Here is a 15,387-nt window from a genome sequence, read left to right as displayed (position 1 = left end):
TAGGCAGGGAGAAATCCAGTGGAATGGAGAGAATACCAGATATTTTCGAAGTGAACCGGAATTGCTCCGTCTGATACAATCCGTATTTGCCGGCGTAGAGGCAGAAAAGTAGATACAGAAAGGAATGGAGGCATAAAAATGGGAGCATATCAACTGAAAAATGAAGAACTTACACTGACTGTTATTTCAGCAGGCGCAGAAATGAAATCGCTAAAAGACAATAAGACAGAGCAGGAATATCTGTGGCAGGCAGATCCGGAATTTTGGGGAAGAACGTCACCGGTTCTTTTCCCGATTGTAGGAAATTATGCGCAGAAGCAGTCGGTATACGAAGGAAAGACATATACGCTGTCACAGCATGGTTTTGCAAGAGATATGGAATTTGATCTGGAGAGTCAGACAGAAAATGAAATCTGGTTTATGCTCAAAGATATAGAAACGACATTGGAAAAATATCCATTTCATTTTATCCTGAAAGTAGGATACAGACTTTCCGGACGTCAGGTGGAAATAATGTGGAAAGTAGAAAATACAAATGATAAGAAGATGTATTTTTCGATCGGAGGGCATCCGGCATTTAACTGCCCTTTGAAAGAAGGAGAAAAGCAGGAGGATTATCAGCTGGTATTTGATACAGAAGGACCGCTCACGAGTAGCATCCTGAATGAAGAAGGTGCACTTTGTCCACGGACAAAAGTCTTAAATCTTTCCGGGAAATGTCTGAAGCTTGAGGAACATTTATTTGATGAGGATGCACTTATTATTGAAAATCATCAGGCACAGAGGGCAGGACTGGTGGATCCTTCGGGAAAGGTATATTTGGAAATAGAATTTGATGCACCGCTTTTTGGAATCTGGTCTCCGGCGAAAAAACATGCGCCATTTGTATGTATTGAGCCATGGTATGGAAGAAGTGACAGAGAAGATTTTGACCATACACTGGAAAAGCGTGAGTGGGGAAATGAACTGGAACCGGGAGCAGTTTTTGAAAAGAGCTACAAGATTCTGGTAAAATAGCCAAGAGGGTTGCGTTTCAAAGCCCAGACTGATACAATGGAAAAAATACATGGAATTATAAAAAGGAAGAGGAGAACATAAGATGAACTTTTTGGAAGAACGTATTGTCAAAGATGGAATCGTGAAAGAAGGAAATGTTCTTAAAGTGGACAGTTTTCTGAATCATCAGATGGATATTGAATTATTTGACCAGATCGGAGCGGAATTCAAGAAGAGATTTGCAGATAAGAATATCAACAAGATCCTGACAATCGAAGCTTCTGGTATCGGGATTGCCTGTATTGTAGCCCAGCATTTTCATGTGCCGGTTGTATTTGCGAAAAAGACACAGAGCATCAATCTGGAAGGGGAGATGTATGTAGCAGAAGTCGAATCATTTACCCACAAATGCAAGAACCAGGTAATTGTGGCAAAGAAATTCCTTTCAGAGGAAGATAATGTGCTCATTATTGATGATTTCCTTGCGAATGGATGTGCGCTGCAGGGGCTGATTCAGCTGGTTACAGAGGCAGGTGCAACTGTAGAGGGAATTGGAATTGTGATCGAAAAAGGATTCCAGTCTGGCGGAAGAATCATCCGCAACCTGGGTTATCCGTTGGAATCACTTGCGATTGTAGAAGCTATGAACAGTGAGACGGGTGAGATCACTTTCAGAGAGCAGTAAAAAGTGCAAAAAGACGCATATGCCTGAACAAAAATTTTGTCGGGCATATGCGTCTTTTGCGTATATGATGAGCTAAGTGCAGATTTGTATTTTCACAGGGATCTGCATTTTTGATATACAAAAAGAGAGTGATATTTGTTTTAGCTGATCCACGAGCGGTTATAGAAAAACATGGCAAGTGAAGAGCGAAAGATAACAATATATCCAATCACGCTGAGCAGGTTTAGTCATTTTGCTCCATCCATTCATTTAAAAGCCTGCAATAGCGGTCGGTATCTTCAATGAAGCATACATGACGGCAGTCATCAAAAAGTTCCCAGCGTGAATTCGGGATACTGTCATACATGGTCTTTGCAACCAGTGGAGTGCAAAGATCGTTGGCTCCATTGATGATAAGTGCCGGCTCTTTGATATTTTTCAGTTTGTCACGGTACTCATAGTTGCCGAGATTTCCGATTGGCGTGTATTCATTTGGTCCCCACGCGGTGATATAAGAGTCTGTTCCAATTTTTTTTGGACGGCGCAGGCATTCAGGATCGGTGTCTTTTGGTACGCCGGCGGCATGAAGAAGCATAAAGCGTTCATTGGCTGCGAGATATGCCGGATCGTCAAAATTGCCGGTTGCTTCAGCTTTGGCAATGGCGTCCTGATCTTCCTGGGACATGAATTTGATCATCCGGTGTTGTTCCTGGGCCCACAATTTGGCAGATGGGTGGGTGCTGGAAAGAATAACGGATTTGATCCCTTCTGGTTTGTGATCGCATAAGTATTCGATTGAGAGCATTCCGCCCCAGGACTGTCCGAGAAGATGAAGTTCATCAAGTCCGAGATACTTTCTGAGTTCGATCAGTTCATTCATCCATGTTTTAGAACACCAGAGTTCTGAATGTCCTTCTACATAGGAATTACCGCAGCCGAGCTGGTCGTAGGAAATAATTGCACGACCTTCATCAGCAAGCTGGTCAAGTACTTCAAAGTAGTTATGTGTAGAACCAGGTCCTCCGTGAAGCAGAATGAGTGGTTTTTTATTGCCGGAGCATTCGCCTGCAATACGGTAGTAGGTTTTGTATCCAAGATAAGGCATGTAGCCTTCTGTAATTTTCATATTTAATCCCTCCTATCAGTACACTGAGTCTCTTCATTATAACATCAGAATGAAGTAAGAGAAAGAAAAAGTGGAAAAATAAAAAAAATTAAAAAAACAAAAAAGTTGTTGACAAACAGTTGAATGATGAATATAATAATAAGAGTCACGCGGGTGTAGTTCAATGGTAGAACACCAGCCTTCCAAGCTGGATACGTGGGTTCGATTCCCATCACCCGCTTTTGTTATGTTTTAAATCAGGAGCCCGGTCGCCAAAGTGGTGACCGGGCTCTTGATTTATAGAGAAAAATTTAGTCATTTTCGACTGGTACGTTAAAATGTCGGCTCGATTATAAGGGTAAACATTTCGTTCACCCCTTGCGTCCTGCTGCCAGATATGCTATATTCAAGACACAAAGAGGGAAACCGCAAGCGGCTACCCCCCCCCAATTGTATAGTTGACTGTTATTTATGAACAGCCGTCACTATTTGCGGTAGTGGCGGCTATTTTCGTTTACCCTTGAAAATCTCATGTTGCCTTGTCTGCTGTCATCATGGTAAGATACAGACAGGGAAACCAAAGCCAGGCGGCTACCCTCTGTTACGGAGGGATAAAAAACACCCTCCAGACGAAAGAAAGGAGGGCGATACGATGGTTACATATTCTGATCTGATTCAGTTTAGTATATTCATTGTTGCCCTTGTAGGTCTTTGTTATGAGATTTTCAAGGGTAAAAGAAAATAGCCGCCAACTACTGGGAATAGTTGACGACTGATATTAGTAATAGTTGACACTATTTGCGGGTAGCCGCTTGCGGTTTCCCTCTTTCTGTCTTAAATATAGCATATCTGGCAGCAGGACGCAAGGGGTGAACGAAATGTTTACCAGTGTTCAAGCCTATAGAAATAATTAGGATCTGACTATTTCTCAGAATCACGTGCTATTCTTTCATCTACAGCTTTTTTGATATATCCGTTGACTGATTCACCGGCTAGTTGTGCCGCTTCTGCAATAATTTCTTTTTGTCCTTTAGGGAATGTAACGTTTATCCGGGAGTTTATATCGGTAAAATTGTAAGGCTGTTTTGGCGATTTGGTACTTTTTTGGTACTTACCTTGATTTTTCATCCCCACCATGCTATACTAACACCCGTTACTAAAATCCCTAAAAACCAAGGTCTTACAAGGGTTTCGCCGATTCCCGGCGTAAGGTCATATACTTACAGTATATGCCTTCCGCGGCATTCGTCAGATGTCCATGCAAGCATGGCCGCCAGACTCATTGCTGCGCGAAAATGAATCGTGTGTTCGTGACCTTCCACACGTAAAACAAAACTAGAGGAGAGAATTTCATATGAAGAACAAGAATGTAGCATTTATGACTCAGGCAGCGATGATCGCTGCAATCTACGTGGTGCTTACTTATGTATTTGCACCATTTTCATTCGGAGAAGTACAGATTCGTATTGCAGAAGCACTTACGATCCTTCCGGTATTTACACCGGCAGCGATTCCGGGACTTTTCGTTGGATGTATTGTTGGAAACATTCTCGGAGGAGCAATCCTGCCGGATATCATTTTCGGAAGCATTGCAACTTTGATCGGAGCATTTTTCACTTATCAGCTTCGTAACAAAAACCGTTTCCTTGCACCGTTACCACCGATTATTGCTAACACAGTGATCGTTCCGTTTGTACTTCGTTACGGATATGGAGTAGAACTTCCGATTCCGTTTATGATGCTGACAGTTGGTGTCGGAGAAGTTGTCGGATGTGGTGTGCTTGGATTAGTCCTTTATACTGCATTGAATCGTTATAGAAATGTAATTTTTAAAACAGCATAAGAAGATGTAAAAAGAGGGCAGACTGAAAAGCTATTCAGCCTGTCCTCTTTTTATACTATTGTCGTGTATACAATCGTAGAATTTTACAAATTTGAGTGGAGATATATTTATGGAAAAGTGGATATGAATCTTCTATAATATAAAAAGAGAAACTGTAACCAGATGAAAGTTTGACAGTAAGGGAAAAAGGGAGAAATATGAAATATACAGTTGTTGTTGCTGATGATGAGGAGGAAATCCGCAGAAGTCTTGTTCGCAGGGTAAAGTGGGAAGAGATTGGTTTTGAAGTAGTCGGGGAAGCTGAAAATGGTGCAGACGCGCTGGAACTGGTTGAAAAGCTGGAACCAGATCTGCTCCTTACCGATATTAAGATGCCATTTTTATCGGGGATTGAGCTGGCACGGGCGGTCAGGGAAGTTCGTCCGATGGTACAGATCGCATTTTTAAGTGGATTTGATGATTTTACCTATGCGCAGCAGGCAATTCAATATAATATTGTAAGCTATATGCTGAAGCCGATTTCAGCAAAAGAGATCGAGGCGGAACTGATAAAGATTAAAAAATCCATGGATCAGCGTGTGGAAGAATTTACAAAAGAAAGAAAAGAGAGGCTGGACAGCCGCAAGACGGAATTTCTTATTCCGCTTTTGCTCGACAGTTTTCAGAATGAACGGGTGTCCGAAGAGACACTTCTTGAGCGGGCAGAGGCATGTGAGCTGATCCGTAATCCAAAGCCTGATAATATGCAGTACGTGGTGCTTGTAACCGGAATCCGTGATGCAAATGGAAAGGATCAGACAAGCTATAGCAGTGTAAATGCAGTTGATATGATCCTGAAAAAATATGTTCATTATATAAGCTGCCATCTGGAAGGAAGAGTGGTATCGCTGATCGCGACGACTCCGGGAGGCATGGGTAAATATTTACATATTATTGTAGAAGAAATTGTCCAGAGTGTGGAGCGTATTATGGGATATTGCTGTCAGGTCGGGGTAAGCAGGAGTGTGAATACTCTTGGAAAATGCAGAGAGAGCTATCTGGAGGCAATGAATGCGCTCAGTTATTCCAGAAAGGATAAAAGCAGTGTCTATTTCATTTCCGATGCAGAGCACGGATCGGGATTGGAACAGGGAGAAATACAGGAAATTACAGCAACGATGGAGAATTTTTTACGTGGTGGAATGGCAGAGGATCTGGAGATTTATCTGGATGATCTGGAAAAGAAACTGCGAAATGGAGGCAAGAATACACTGGTACTTAGTACGATACTTCTGACCGAGATCGGGGCGGCAGTATATAAGGTTATTTATATGGCAATCGGGGAATGTGGTGTAGAAGTTCTTCAGAAAAAATATTCCATGCAGCAGATGCGTGAAATGGAACGTATGGCAGAGAATTTTCAGATCATAAAAAGGCTGTGTATGGAGGCTAAAAAAATGCTTATGGATCAGAGAAAGAAGAGCAGTGAGGTGATCTGCGAGCAGGCAGTGCAGATCATACAGGACCGCTATGCCCAGCAGGATCTGTCTGTTATGATCATCAGTGAAGAGATCGGAGTGTCGCCGAATTATCTCAGCAGTCTGATAAAAAAGACGACAGGCAGTTCACTGGTTGAGATCCTGACGAAAAAACGAATTGAAAAGGCAATGGAGCTTCTGCAGTGTACAGGTATGAAGATCGGTGAGATTACAGAGTTGTGTGGCTATAAGGATCAGTATTATTTCAGCCACTGCTTTAAAAAGCTGACGGGAGTATCACCGAACAAATACAGGAGGGAACATGAACAGGCGTAAAAAAGAAGCAGATCAGCACAAGGGATGGAATATATCTATTTCCGGTGTGTTTATTGCAATGGTAATGGGAATCGTCCTGATTTCGGTAGTGGCTGCAACGCTTATTTTTGTTCAGATTTACCGGAATGCAATGGAGCAAAGCGCAGTGACGAGCAGTTCCCAGAGCTGTGAACAGGTACAGAATACGGTTGAGAATTATACACAGGATATGCGGATCATACTGGAACGGATCGTGGCGAGAATGCGTCATGAGAATAATCATTCTGAGGAATATATCCAGAATCTGGTAAATATCCGTTCCGATGTAGTAGCGGTAACAATTTGTGGCGAAGATGGGGAGCTTCTGCGTTACTGGAACAGAGGGCAGAAGCTGAAAGAGAATTATCGTATTGTTCAGAGTACCGAAATGGAAGATGACGATGGCAGGCTGCATATAACCAAACCATATGTGGAATCTTTGTTTGAGGGATATTATCCATGGGTTGTAACCGTTTACCAGAAGATTCAGAAAGAAGACGGAACCAGTATACAGGTAAATATTGACATCCGTTTTTCTGACATTGCCAATTATGTTGATGATGTAGGAATCGGGCAGCACGGCTATGCCTATATTGCGGACAAAAAAGGCAATCTGATCTATCATCCACAGCAGCAGCTCATTTATTCCGGGTTAAAAGAAGAGAAGGGAATGGATTTAAAAGAAGGGACACATATTCAGGAACAGGTGATCTATACTGTGAAAAATCTCGAGAACTGTGACTGGAAAATTGTAGGTGTCTGCTATGTAGATGAAATGATTACGGAGAAGGTAAGCAGTGCGGTATCCAGACTTCTGATCGTTCTGTGTCTGGTTATGGGAGCAGTATTTCTTCTCGGATGGGCTTTTTCAGAACTGTTCTCAGCACCGGTAAGGCAGCTTGCCGATGATATGCACCGGTTTGAAAAAAATGCGGAAAATTTTGTATTTGAGCCGATGGCGGGAACTACAGAGATCACGACTTTATCCAACTCGTTTGAACACATGGTTGCGAAGATCCAGAAGCTGATGGAGCAGGTCAGACAGGAAGAAATCACACTGCGGAAAACAGAGCTTAAAGCGCTTCAGGCGCAGATCAATCCACATTTCCTGTATAATACACTGGATGCGATTGCATGGATGTGTGAAGACGGGAAAAATGAAGATGCAGAAGAGATGGTTACGGCACTTGCAAGGCTGTTCCGTATCAGTATCAGTAAAGGGCATGAGCTGATTCCGATCGAAAAAGAAGTGGAACATGCAAAGAGTTATCTGAAGATTGAAAATTATCGGTATAAGAACAAATTTACCTATTCATTTGAGGTGGAAGAGTCGTGTCTTTCGTATCTTTGTAACAAAATTACTTTGCAGCCAATTATCGAGAATGCAATTTATCATGGTGTAAAGCAGATGATCGATGAGGGTGAGATATGGATCCGTATTTTTGAGGACGGAGAAGATATTATTTTCCAGGTGGAGGATAATGGAATCGGTATGACGGAAGAACAGTGTCAGGAGATTCTGCGCAAAGAGCTGGGAGACCGTACCGGAATCGGAATCAAGAACGTAAATGACCGGATCAAGATTTATTTTGGAAGCAATTATGGACTGAATATCACAAGTGAGCTGGATGAAGGAACCTGTGTGACGATTCGTATGCCGAAGGTCAGGGAGGAAGAATATGAGAAAAAGTAGAAGAAAACCATTTATTGCAATTGGTGCAGGTGTAATCCTACTTGCAATTCTGTTTTTTGTCCTGACGGGTGACGGACTCTGGGAAGGAAGAGAAGGCAGTACAAATAGTGTCATCGAGAAGAAAAAAGTAGTATTTCTGACAAAATCCATGGATTCTTCTTTCTGGCAGTCCGCATATGCGGGAGCCGGTGCGGCAAGTGCGGAATATAATCTGGATCTGGTGTGCGAAGGACCGGATGGAGACGGTGAGGAAGATTATGAGGCGCAGAATGAAATGATAGACCGGGCAATCCGGGAACAGGTAGATGCACTTCTGTTTTCTGCCATTGATTTTGAAAAGAATGCGGAAGCAATCGACCGCGCGGCAAAGGCAGGAATCAGGATTGTGGTTGTGGACAGCCCAGTAAACAGTAAGGCTGTGGAATGCTATATTGGTACAGACAATTATGAAGCCGGATGTATGGCAGGGAAAGAAGTGCTTGGTAATCAGGCGGAAAATCTGAATATCGGGATCGTAAATTTTGATAAGAGTACGGAGAACGGGCAGCTTCGTGAAGAGGGGTTCCGGGATACGGTTCTCAAGGATGACCGGGCAAATATTACGGCGTCCATCAATGTAAAGTCTACGATCACAGATGCAAGAGAGGGCACCGAGAGGATGTTGCTTGACAATCCGCAGATCAATGTGATCGTGACATTTAATGAATGGACAACACTTGGAGTCGGTGATGCGGTAGAAGCGCTTGAAGCCGGAGAGCGGACGCAGGTTGTTGCGTTTGACAGTAACGTAAAATCCATTGGAATGCTGGAAAAAGGAAATGTAGATGCGCTGATCGTCCAGAACCCATATGCGATGGGATACCTGGGGATTGAGCAGATCAATACACTGCTGAATGGACAGAAGCCGGAAAAGAAGGAGACGGCAACCAGCAGTATTCTGGTGACAAGAGAAAATATGTATGATGATAAGAGCCAGAAGGCGTTATTTTCATTTGAAGAAAAGTAACGGGCAGAATGTTCGTAGCTGTTAGGAAGTATAGAAGCTGTAGTCTGAAAAATATTTGGGCTGCAGCTTTTTCATTTCATAGGAAATTCCAAAAGAATTTCCTATGAAATAAAAGGCACTGCGTGCCGGAGATGCGCACTCGCACGAAGATGAAGAATGTCGCAAGCGGTCTACGCTCCGCTTCGGTCGTTGCTTAACGAGCGCCACTGGCGCTCAGCAACGCGCTCGGCGCGAGAATGTGCTGAGGCACATTCTTTCTTATGTTATATAGAGATAATAGGATTGTTCACGGATAAAGAAATCCACCAATGAAAGAAATATCAATAATCAATAGAGAGTATGAGTTTTACCAGAAAATACTTTGAAAAATTTCTTAAATTACCGAAAAGTATCGAAATAAAGAGATGTTTCCGGGAAACTTGTAATTCATGGGTGTCTGTGATATTCTGCATACACGCAGCTCACGTTCTGTAGAGCAGCAAAAGTATCTATTAACCAAAGCGTGTCTTATTTTCGGCAGCTCGTATCAGGGCAAATATCCGATGATAAAACAACAGGACGATAAAAGGATTTTGCTTTACATCTTATGGCCATATGATAAAATAATTTTATAAACAGATTACTGGCACATCTCCTTTTAATGTCTGATTTTAAACGAAAGAAAAGGAGAAATGTGTATGTCAGAAAACAAAATAATGGAAAATGAAACGCAGCAGGAAGATTTTATCATGCATCCAACGGTGGATTTTTGTTTCAAAGAACTGATGGCAAATCCGGAAGTCAGGAAAGGATTTATCGCAGCAGTTTTTGGAATCGATCCTGAGAAAATCGAGGAAACAAAACTTCTGCCGACAATTTTAGAACCAGAATATGCGGATGAAAAATATGGGATTCTGGATGTGCATGTGAGTATGAAAAGCGGGGAGCAGCTAGATTTGGAAATGCAGGTAGTTACAACTTTGTACTGGTTTCAGAGAACGGTATTTTATTTATCGAAAATGGTTACAGGTCAGATGAAAAAAGGTGACAGCTACAGCAAACTTCAGCCATGTATCCATATAGGGATACTGGATTATTGTTTTTTCAAGGATGATGACCGGTTTTATCACCATATTGGGTTATGCGATAAAGAGACAGGAGAAATTAGCACAAATTTATTGCAAATGCATATTTTTGAGTTGCCGAAATTACCACCGGAATCTCGGAATGAAACAGATCTTACGCATTGGATGCGTTTCTTCGGAGGAAAACGAAGGGAGGATTTTGTCAAGATGGCTGAAAAGGACAAATATATTGATGAAGCATATAAAGAGTTGGAGCAGTTGAGTGCGGATGAGAGGAAACGTCTGGAGTATGAGGCAAGAGAAAAAGCATTAAGAGATCATATGATGTTTGTGGAAAGTGCGCATGAAATGGCAAGACAGGCAGTAGAGAAAGAATTTGCAGAAGCAAGGCAGAAGTTTGAAGCAGAGAAGAACAACTTTGAAGCAGAGAAGAGTAACCTGGAAACAGAGAAGAACAACCTGGAAACCGAGAAGAATAATCTGGAAACAGAGAAGAACAACCTGGAAACCGAGAAGAATAATCTGGAAGCAGAGAAGAACAATCTGGAAACAGAGAGAAGCAATCTGGAATTAGAGAAAAGTAATCTTGCAGAGAAAAAACAAGACTTTGAAAATGAAAGGCGTAGCCTTGCAGAAGAAAAACAGGAATTAAAACAAGAGATAGCTGAGGCTGGTGATAACGGAATTCAGAGAATGGCGGAGCTTAATCAGCGACTGATAAAAGAAAATCGTATGGATGATCTGGTAAAAGCATCGGCAGACGAAGCTTACAGACAGCAGCTTTTTGAAGAATTAGGCATTTAAAACATTTATCGAAGGAATTAAGTAAAAATTCGCGACATACCAAAGTAAAAAATACTGCACCGAAGCTCCGGGGCAGTATTTTTTGCGCAAACGTTGAAATTCACAAACCTCTCGTAGTTTTTTACATGGGTATTATCTCCCCTTCTTGTTATACTCATATCATCAAGTAAACGTTATACAAGGAGGAACGAAATTATGAAAAGAAGAATTGTAGCAGCGATGCTCGCAGGTGTGATGGCACTGGGAATGCTTGCAGGATGCGGAGGATCCGGCAAGAGTGACAGCGATGGTGGAAGCAGCGATAAGAAATCTTCAGATGCCAATATCGCAGTATTCTATTATACCTATTCTGATACTTACATTGCATCTGTCCGTACAGCACTCGATGCAAAACTTGACGAGATGGGCGTTGAATATCAGGACTATGATGGAAACAGTAACCAGACAACACAGAACGAACAGATTGATACAGCAATCCAGACAGGTGCTACAGCACTGATCGTTAACATCGTTACATCCGGTTCTGTAGATGCTTCTTCACAGATCGTTGAAAAAGCAGAAGCAGCAGGAATCCCGGTTATCTTCTTTAACCGTGCAGTCGAAGATGACAAAACAGAAGGCGATGTACTTGGAAGCTATGACAAGTGTGCATTCGTAGGAACAGACGCTCCGGAAGCAGGACATATGCAGGGCGAAATGATCGGTAACTATGTAGTAGAACATTTTGATGAAATGGATCTCAACGGAGATGGAAAGATCTCTTACGCAATGTTCATGGGACAGCTCGGAAATGCAGAAGCTATTTACCGTACACAGTTTGCTGTAGAAGATGCAGACAAGATCATCACAGACGCTGGCAAACCGGCACTGGAATACTTTGATGCTTCTAACAGTGACAAATACCAGGTTGACCAGGATGGTAACTGGAGTGCAACAGCAGCAAACAACTATATGACAACCAACCTTTCCCAGTACAACGAAGGAAGCAATAACATGATCGAGCTTGTTATCTGCAACAACGACGGTATGGCAGAAGGCGCAATCTCTGCTCTGAATGATAAGGGATACAACCTTGGAACGGGCAAAGACGGAAAGATGATTCCGGTATTTGGTGTTGATGCTACAGATGCAGCAAAACAGCTGATCGGAGATGGCAAGATGACAGCAACTGTTAAACAGGATGCAGATGGTATGGCAGCTTGTATCGCAGACCTTGCTAAGAATGCAGCAGATGGAAAAGATCTGATGGATGGAACAGATTCTTACAATATTTCTGATAAAGTAAGCAACAAGATCTTCATTCCTTACCAGGAATACTCAGGAAAATAAAAATGTAAAAAATAAAGGTGGCGGCCAGGTGGTTGGCCAGCCACCTTTTCTAAAGTTGTGACGCAGCCGGATAGAACTGCATAGTGGCAGGTTCGACAGGTATGCGAGATTAGAAGATGAGAGACAGGAGGACAGCTATGAAACAGGATGTTTTACTGCAGATGACGGATATCTGTAAAGAATTTCCGGGCGTAAAAGCATTAGATCATGTGTCCCTGACAGTTAAAGCAGGCACTGTCCATGCACTGATGGGTGAGAATGGAGCCGGAAAGTCAACACTGATGAAATGCCTTTTCGGAATTTATGACAAAGACAGTGGCAAGATTGAGCTGGAGGGAAAAGAGATTAATTTCAAGAATTCGAAAGAAGCTCTTGAAAATGGAGTTGCAATGGTTCACCAGGAACTGAACCAGGCGCTCAAAAGAAACGTCATGGATAATCTCTGGCTCGGACGTTACCCGAAAGTGGGCGGCGTCATGGTAAATGAGAAAAAAATCTATGATGACACAAAAAAAGTATTTGAAGAATTGAAAATTGATGTAGATCCGAAAAGGATCATGAGTACGATGCCGGTATCACAGAGACAGATGGTAGAGATTGCAAAAGCAGTATCTGTGAATGCAAAAGTCATCGTATTTGATGAGCCGACTTCTTCCCTTACAGAGCAGGAAGTAGAGCATCTGTTTGATATCATTGAGATGCTGAAAAAGAGAGGATGCGGAATCATTTACATTTCACATAAAATGGCAGAGATCAAACGGATTTCAGATGAAATTACGATCATGCGTGACGGAACCTGGGTAGCAACCGAGAAAGCAGATGATCTGGAGATGGACGATATCATCCGCCTGATGGTTGGACGTGAGCTTACCAATCAGTTCCCGCCAAAGACAAATAAACCGGGCGACGTAGCGCTTGAAGTGGAACACCTTTCCGGAATGTATTCGATCCTGAATGATGTTTCTTTCAAAGCAAGAAAAGGAGAAATTCTTGGAATTGCCGGACTTGACGGAAGTGGACGTACAGAAACTCTGGAGACAATTTTTGGAATTGCAACCAGGAAATCAGGAACGATAAAACTTGACGGAAAACAAGTCAGCAATAAGAATGCACAGGATTCGATCAAGAACGGATTTGCACTTCTGACAGAAGAGAGAAGAGCAACCGGTATCTTCGGCATCCTGAACATTCGTGAAAATACCGTTATCTCCAGCTTAAAGAGACACAAAAAAGGATTTTATCTGAGTGAAAAATCCATGAAAGAAGATACGCAGAAATATATTGATGCGCTGCGGACAAAGACACCGTCGCAGGAGACAAAGATCCGTGCACTTTCCGGTGGAAACCAGCAGAAGGTTATCCTTGGAAGATGGCTTCTTACCGATCCGGAAGTACTGCTTCTGGATGAGCCGACAAGAGGAATCGATGTCGGTGCAAAGTATGAGATCTATCAGCTCATCATCGATCTTGCGAACCGCGGCAAAGTAGTTATTGTAGTTTCTTCAGAAATGCCGGAGCTTCTCGGAATCTGTGACCGTATCATGGTTATGTCCGGTGGAAGACTTGCCGGAGAGATTGACGCAGAAGAGGCAACACAGGAACTGATCATGACTTACGCAGCAAAGTATGTGTAATTTTCAAACAAAAAAGAAGGAGGCTTCCCAGATGAAAGCATTTGCAAATATAAAATCACGCTATGCAGAATACAAAGCACTGGATTCCGCAGATAAAGCAAAAGCGTGGAAAGAAGGACTTATCAATAATGCGATTTATCTTCTGATCATTATCGCAGTTATTTACACTTACACACAGAACAGCAGATTCCTGAGCGTGGCATCTATTGTTAACATTATCTCGCTGTCTGCAGCGAACATTCCGATCGCATGTGGTATTGCAGGAACGATCGTACTTACCGGTACAGACCTTTCAGCCGGACGTGTTGTAGGTCTTACAGCATGTATTTCTGCATCTCTTTTGCAGTCAGTAACTTATGCAACCAAAATTTTCCCGGATCTTCCGGTTCTTCCGATACCACTGGTTATTCTGATCGTAATCGTAGTCGGAGGTATTGTTGGATGGGTAAATGGATTCTTCGTAGCGAAATTCCACTTACATCCATTCATTGTAACACTGGCAACACAGCTGATCGTATACGGAATTCTTCTGATGTACATTATGCTGAACGGTAACAACGGACAGCCACTTTCCGGACTGGACAAATCCTTCAAGGATTTTGTAACAGGAAGTTTCTTAAAGATCCGTGGCGTTCCGATCCCGAACTATGTATGGTACGCCTGCGTCGTAGTTGTATTCATGTGGTTCATGTGGAATAAGACAACATTTGGAAAGAATATGTTCGCAGTTGGCTCCAACCCGGAAGCTGCCAATGTATCTGGTGTAAATGTTATGAGAACAACCATTCTGGTACATACACTTGCAGGATGTATGTATGGTATCACTGGATTCATTGAATCTGCACGTATCGGTTCCAACCAGGCAAATACAGGTCTGAACTACGAGTGTGATGCGATTGCTGCCTGTGTAATCGGTGGTGTATCTTTTGTAGGTGGTACCGGTAAGATCAGCGGCGTTGTTTTAGGGGTGTTCATTCTGAGAATCATCTTCGTTGCACTGCAGTTCCTGGCAGTAAGCCAGAATATGCAGTATGTGATCAAAGGTCTGATTATTCTGATCGCATGTGCAATTGATATGAGAAAATATCTGGTAAGAAAATAAAAAGAAAAGGCTGGGAAATGTTATGGACGAGAATAAGATGCCGGAGAATGACGGATGGAAGAAAAATGCAAGACTGGCGATTTATGCAATGGCTGGGTTTTATCTGCTGACACTGGCATACCAGATGTTCAGGGCGATTTCCACAAGTCATGGCAATGAGCAGCTGATTATGATTGTGGCGACGATTCTGTTTCTGATCGTAGGCGTTGGGTTGATCGGGTTTGGAACTATAAATGTCTACAAAAATATGAAAAAGAATCAGAGTACAGATAAAGATCGTAATGAGGAATAGCTCATAACAAGGATGTGACCTCAAAATCAAAAAGACAGGAGAGT

Annotated in this window: 14 protein-coding genes and 1 tRNA gene; 13 read left to right on the top strand and 2 right to left on the bottom strand. The window is 42.5% G+C overall.

The features are described from left to right. Window positions 1–138: 138 nt before the first annotated feature. Together G4407_RS09460 and G4407_RS09455 are read left to right on the top strand one after the other, a co-directional pair. A complete protein-coding gene (locus tag G4407_RS09460; protein WP_173688701.1) occupies window positions 139–1,017 on the top strand; it encodes an aldose 1-epimerase family protein in 879 nt (292 codons plus the stop codon). 82 nt (window positions 1,018–1,099) lie between these two features. Continuing rightward, window positions 1,100–1,681, top strand: a complete 582-nt coding sequence (locus G4407_RS09455) for a xanthine phosphoribosyltransferase (RefSeq protein ID WP_173688700.1) — start codon at window positions 1,100–1,102, stop codon at window positions 1,679–1,681. A gap of 223 nt (window positions 1,682–1,904) precedes the next feature. Here the strand turns inward: G4407_RS09455 and pepI are convergent, their stop codons facing one another. Further along, on the bottom strand, window positions 1,905–2,786 hold the full coding sequence (gene pepI / locus G4407_RS09450) for a proline iminopeptidase (protein ID WP_173688699.1): 882 nt from the start codon (window positions 2,784–2,786) through the stop codon (window positions 1,905–1,907). A 149-nt stretch (window positions 2,787–2,935) separates the two neighbouring features. Between pepI and G4407_RS09445 the strand changes: the two genes are divergently transcribed. Together G4407_RS09445 and G4407_RS16560 are read left to right on the top strand one after the other, a co-directional pair. Continuing rightward, window positions 2,936–3,006: transfer RNA gene (locus tag G4407_RS09445), tRNA-Gly, on the top strand. Window positions 3,007–3,417: 411 nt separating this feature from the next. Beyond that, on the top strand, window positions 3,418–3,510 hold the full coding sequence (locus tag G4407_RS16560; RefSeq protein WP_227120655.1) for a putative holin-like toxin: 93 nt from the start codon (window positions 3,418–3,420) through the stop codon (window positions 3,508–3,510). A gap of 176 nt (window positions 3,511–3,686) precedes the next feature. Here G4407_RS16560 and G4407_RS09440 read toward each other — a convergent pair whose 3' ends face one another. Further along, complete coding sequence (locus G4407_RS09440) at window positions 3,687–3,893, bottom strand: hypothetical protein (RefSeq protein WP_173688698.1); 207 nt, start codon at window positions 3,891–3,893, stop codon at window positions 3,687–3,689. A gap of 226 nt (window positions 3,894–4,119) precedes the next feature. Between G4407_RS09440 and G4407_RS09435 the strand changes: the two genes are divergently transcribed. The 9 genes from G4407_RS09435 to G4407_RS09395 all read left to right on the top strand — a co-directional run bounded on the left by G4407_RS09435 (window position 4,120) and on the right by G4407_RS09395 (window position 15,343). After that, window positions 4,120–4,608: a QueT transporter family protein gene (locus G4407_RS09435; protein ID WP_173688697.1), complete on the top strand. Its 489-nt coding sequence runs from the start codon at window positions 4,120–4,122 to the stop codon at window positions 4,606–4,608. Between the two features lie 197 nt (window positions 4,609–4,805). Further along, a complete protein-coding gene (locus tag G4407_RS09430) occupies window positions 4,806–6,401 on the top strand; it encodes a response regulator (RefSeq protein ID WP_173688696.1) in 1,596 nt (531 codons plus the stop codon). Continuing rightward, a complete protein-coding gene (locus tag G4407_RS09425) occupies window positions 6,388–8,112 on the top strand; it encodes a sensor histidine kinase (protein ID WP_173688695.1) in 1,725 nt (574 codons plus the stop codon). The genes G4407_RS09430 and G4407_RS09425 overlap by 14 nt, the downstream gene beginning before the upstream one ends. Beyond that, complete coding sequence (locus G4407_RS09420; protein ID WP_173688694.1) at window positions 8,099–9,118, top strand: substrate-binding domain-containing protein; 1,020 nt, start codon at window positions 8,099–8,101, stop codon at window positions 9,116–9,118. Before G4407_RS09425 ends, G4407_RS09420 begins: the two co-directional genes overlap by 14 nt. Before the next feature lie 677 nt (window positions 9,119–9,795). Beyond that, a complete protein-coding gene (locus G4407_RS09415) occupies window positions 9,796–10,986 on the top strand; it encodes an Rpn family recombination-promoting nuclease/putative transposase (RefSeq protein ID WP_173688693.1) in 1,191 nt (396 codons plus the stop codon). A 195-nt stretch (window positions 10,987–11,181) separates the two neighbouring features. Beyond that, entirely contained in the window at window positions 11,182–12,315 is a 1,134-nt protein-coding gene (locus G4407_RS09410; protein ID WP_173688692.1) for a galactose ABC transporter substrate-binding protein, read from the top strand. Between the two features lie 137 nt (window positions 12,316–12,452). Next, the gene (locus tag G4407_RS09405) at window positions 12,453–13,949 is read left to right on the top strand and encodes a sugar ABC transporter ATP-binding protein (RefSeq protein ID WP_022220687.1); all 1,497 of its coding nucleotides are present in this window, start codon (window positions 12,453–12,455) and stop codon (window positions 13,947–13,949) included. Window positions 13,950–13,980: 31 nt separating this feature from the next. After that, a complete protein-coding gene (locus G4407_RS09400) occupies window positions 13,981–15,051 on the top strand; it encodes a galactose/methyl galactoside ABC transporter permease MglC (protein ID WP_173688691.1) in 1,071 nt (356 codons plus the stop codon). A 22-nt stretch (window positions 15,052–15,073) separates the two neighbouring features. Then, window positions 15,074–15,343 carry a hypothetical protein gene (locus G4407_RS09395; protein WP_173688690.1) on the top strand — a complete coding sequence of 90 codons (270 nt, stop codon included), beginning with the start codon at window positions 15,074–15,076 and terminating at the stop codon, window positions 15,341–15,343. Window positions 15,344–15,387: the final 44 nt, after the last annotated feature.

The sequence above is a fragment of the Allocoprococcus comes genome (assembly GCF_013300725.1).
Taxonomy (GTDB): Bacteria; Bacillota; Clostridia; order Lachnospirales; family Lachnospiraceae; genus Allocoprococcus; species Allocoprococcus comes_A.
This window is presented reverse-complemented; position numbering and strand designations above follow the sequence as displayed.

Bases quoted from the DNA above. Each gene is read 5' to 3' on its own strand.
- G4407_RS09460 (WP_173688701.1), top strand. From the start codon at position 139: ATGGGAGCATATCAACTGAAAAATGAAGAACTTACACTGACTGTTATT.
- G4407_RS09455 (WP_173688700.1), top strand. From the start codon at position 1,100: ATGAACTTTTTGGAAGAACGTATTGTCAAAGATGGAATCGTGAAAGAA.
- pepI (WP_173688699.1), bottom strand. From the start codon at position 2,786: ATGAAAATTACAGAAGGCTACATGCCTTATCTTGGATACAAAACCTAC.
- G4407_RS16560 (WP_227120655.1), top strand. From the start codon at position 3,418: ATGGTTACATATTCTGATCTGATTCAGTTTAGTATATTCATTGTTGCC.
- G4407_RS09440 (WP_173688698.1), bottom strand. From the start codon at position 3,893: ATGAAAAATCAAGGTAAGTACCAAAAAAGTACCAAATCGCCAAAACAG.
- G4407_RS09435 (WP_173688697.1), top strand. From the start codon at position 4,120: ATGAAGAACAAGAATGTAGCATTTATGACTCAGGCAGCGATGATCGCT.
- G4407_RS09430 (WP_173688696.1), top strand. From the start codon at position 4,806: ATGAAATATACAGTTGTTGTTGCTGATGATGAGGAGGAAATCCGCAGA.
- G4407_RS09425 (WP_173688695.1), top strand. From the start codon at position 6,388: ATGAACAGGCGTAAAAAAGAAGCAGATCAGCACAAGGGATGGAATATA.
- G4407_RS09420 (WP_173688694.1), top strand. From the start codon at position 8,099: ATGAGAAAAAGTAGAAGAAAACCATTTATTGCAATTGGTGCAGGTGTA.
- G4407_RS09415 (WP_173688693.1), top strand. From the start codon at position 9,796: ATGTCAGAAAACAAAATAATGGAAAATGAAACGCAGCAGGAAGATTTT.
- G4407_RS09410 (WP_173688692.1), top strand. From the start codon at position 11,182: ATGAAAAGAAGAATTGTAGCAGCGATGCTCGCAGGTGTGATGGCACTG.
- G4407_RS09405 (WP_022220687.1), top strand. From the start codon at position 12,453: ATGAAACAGGATGTTTTACTGCAGATGACGGATATCTGTAAAGAATTT.
- G4407_RS09400 (WP_173688691.1), top strand. From the start codon at position 13,981: ATGAAAGCATTTGCAAATATAAAATCACGCTATGCAGAATACAAAGCA.
- G4407_RS09395 (WP_173688690.1), top strand. From the start codon at position 15,074: ATGGACGAGAATAAGATGCCGGAGAATGACGGATGGAAGAAAAATGCA.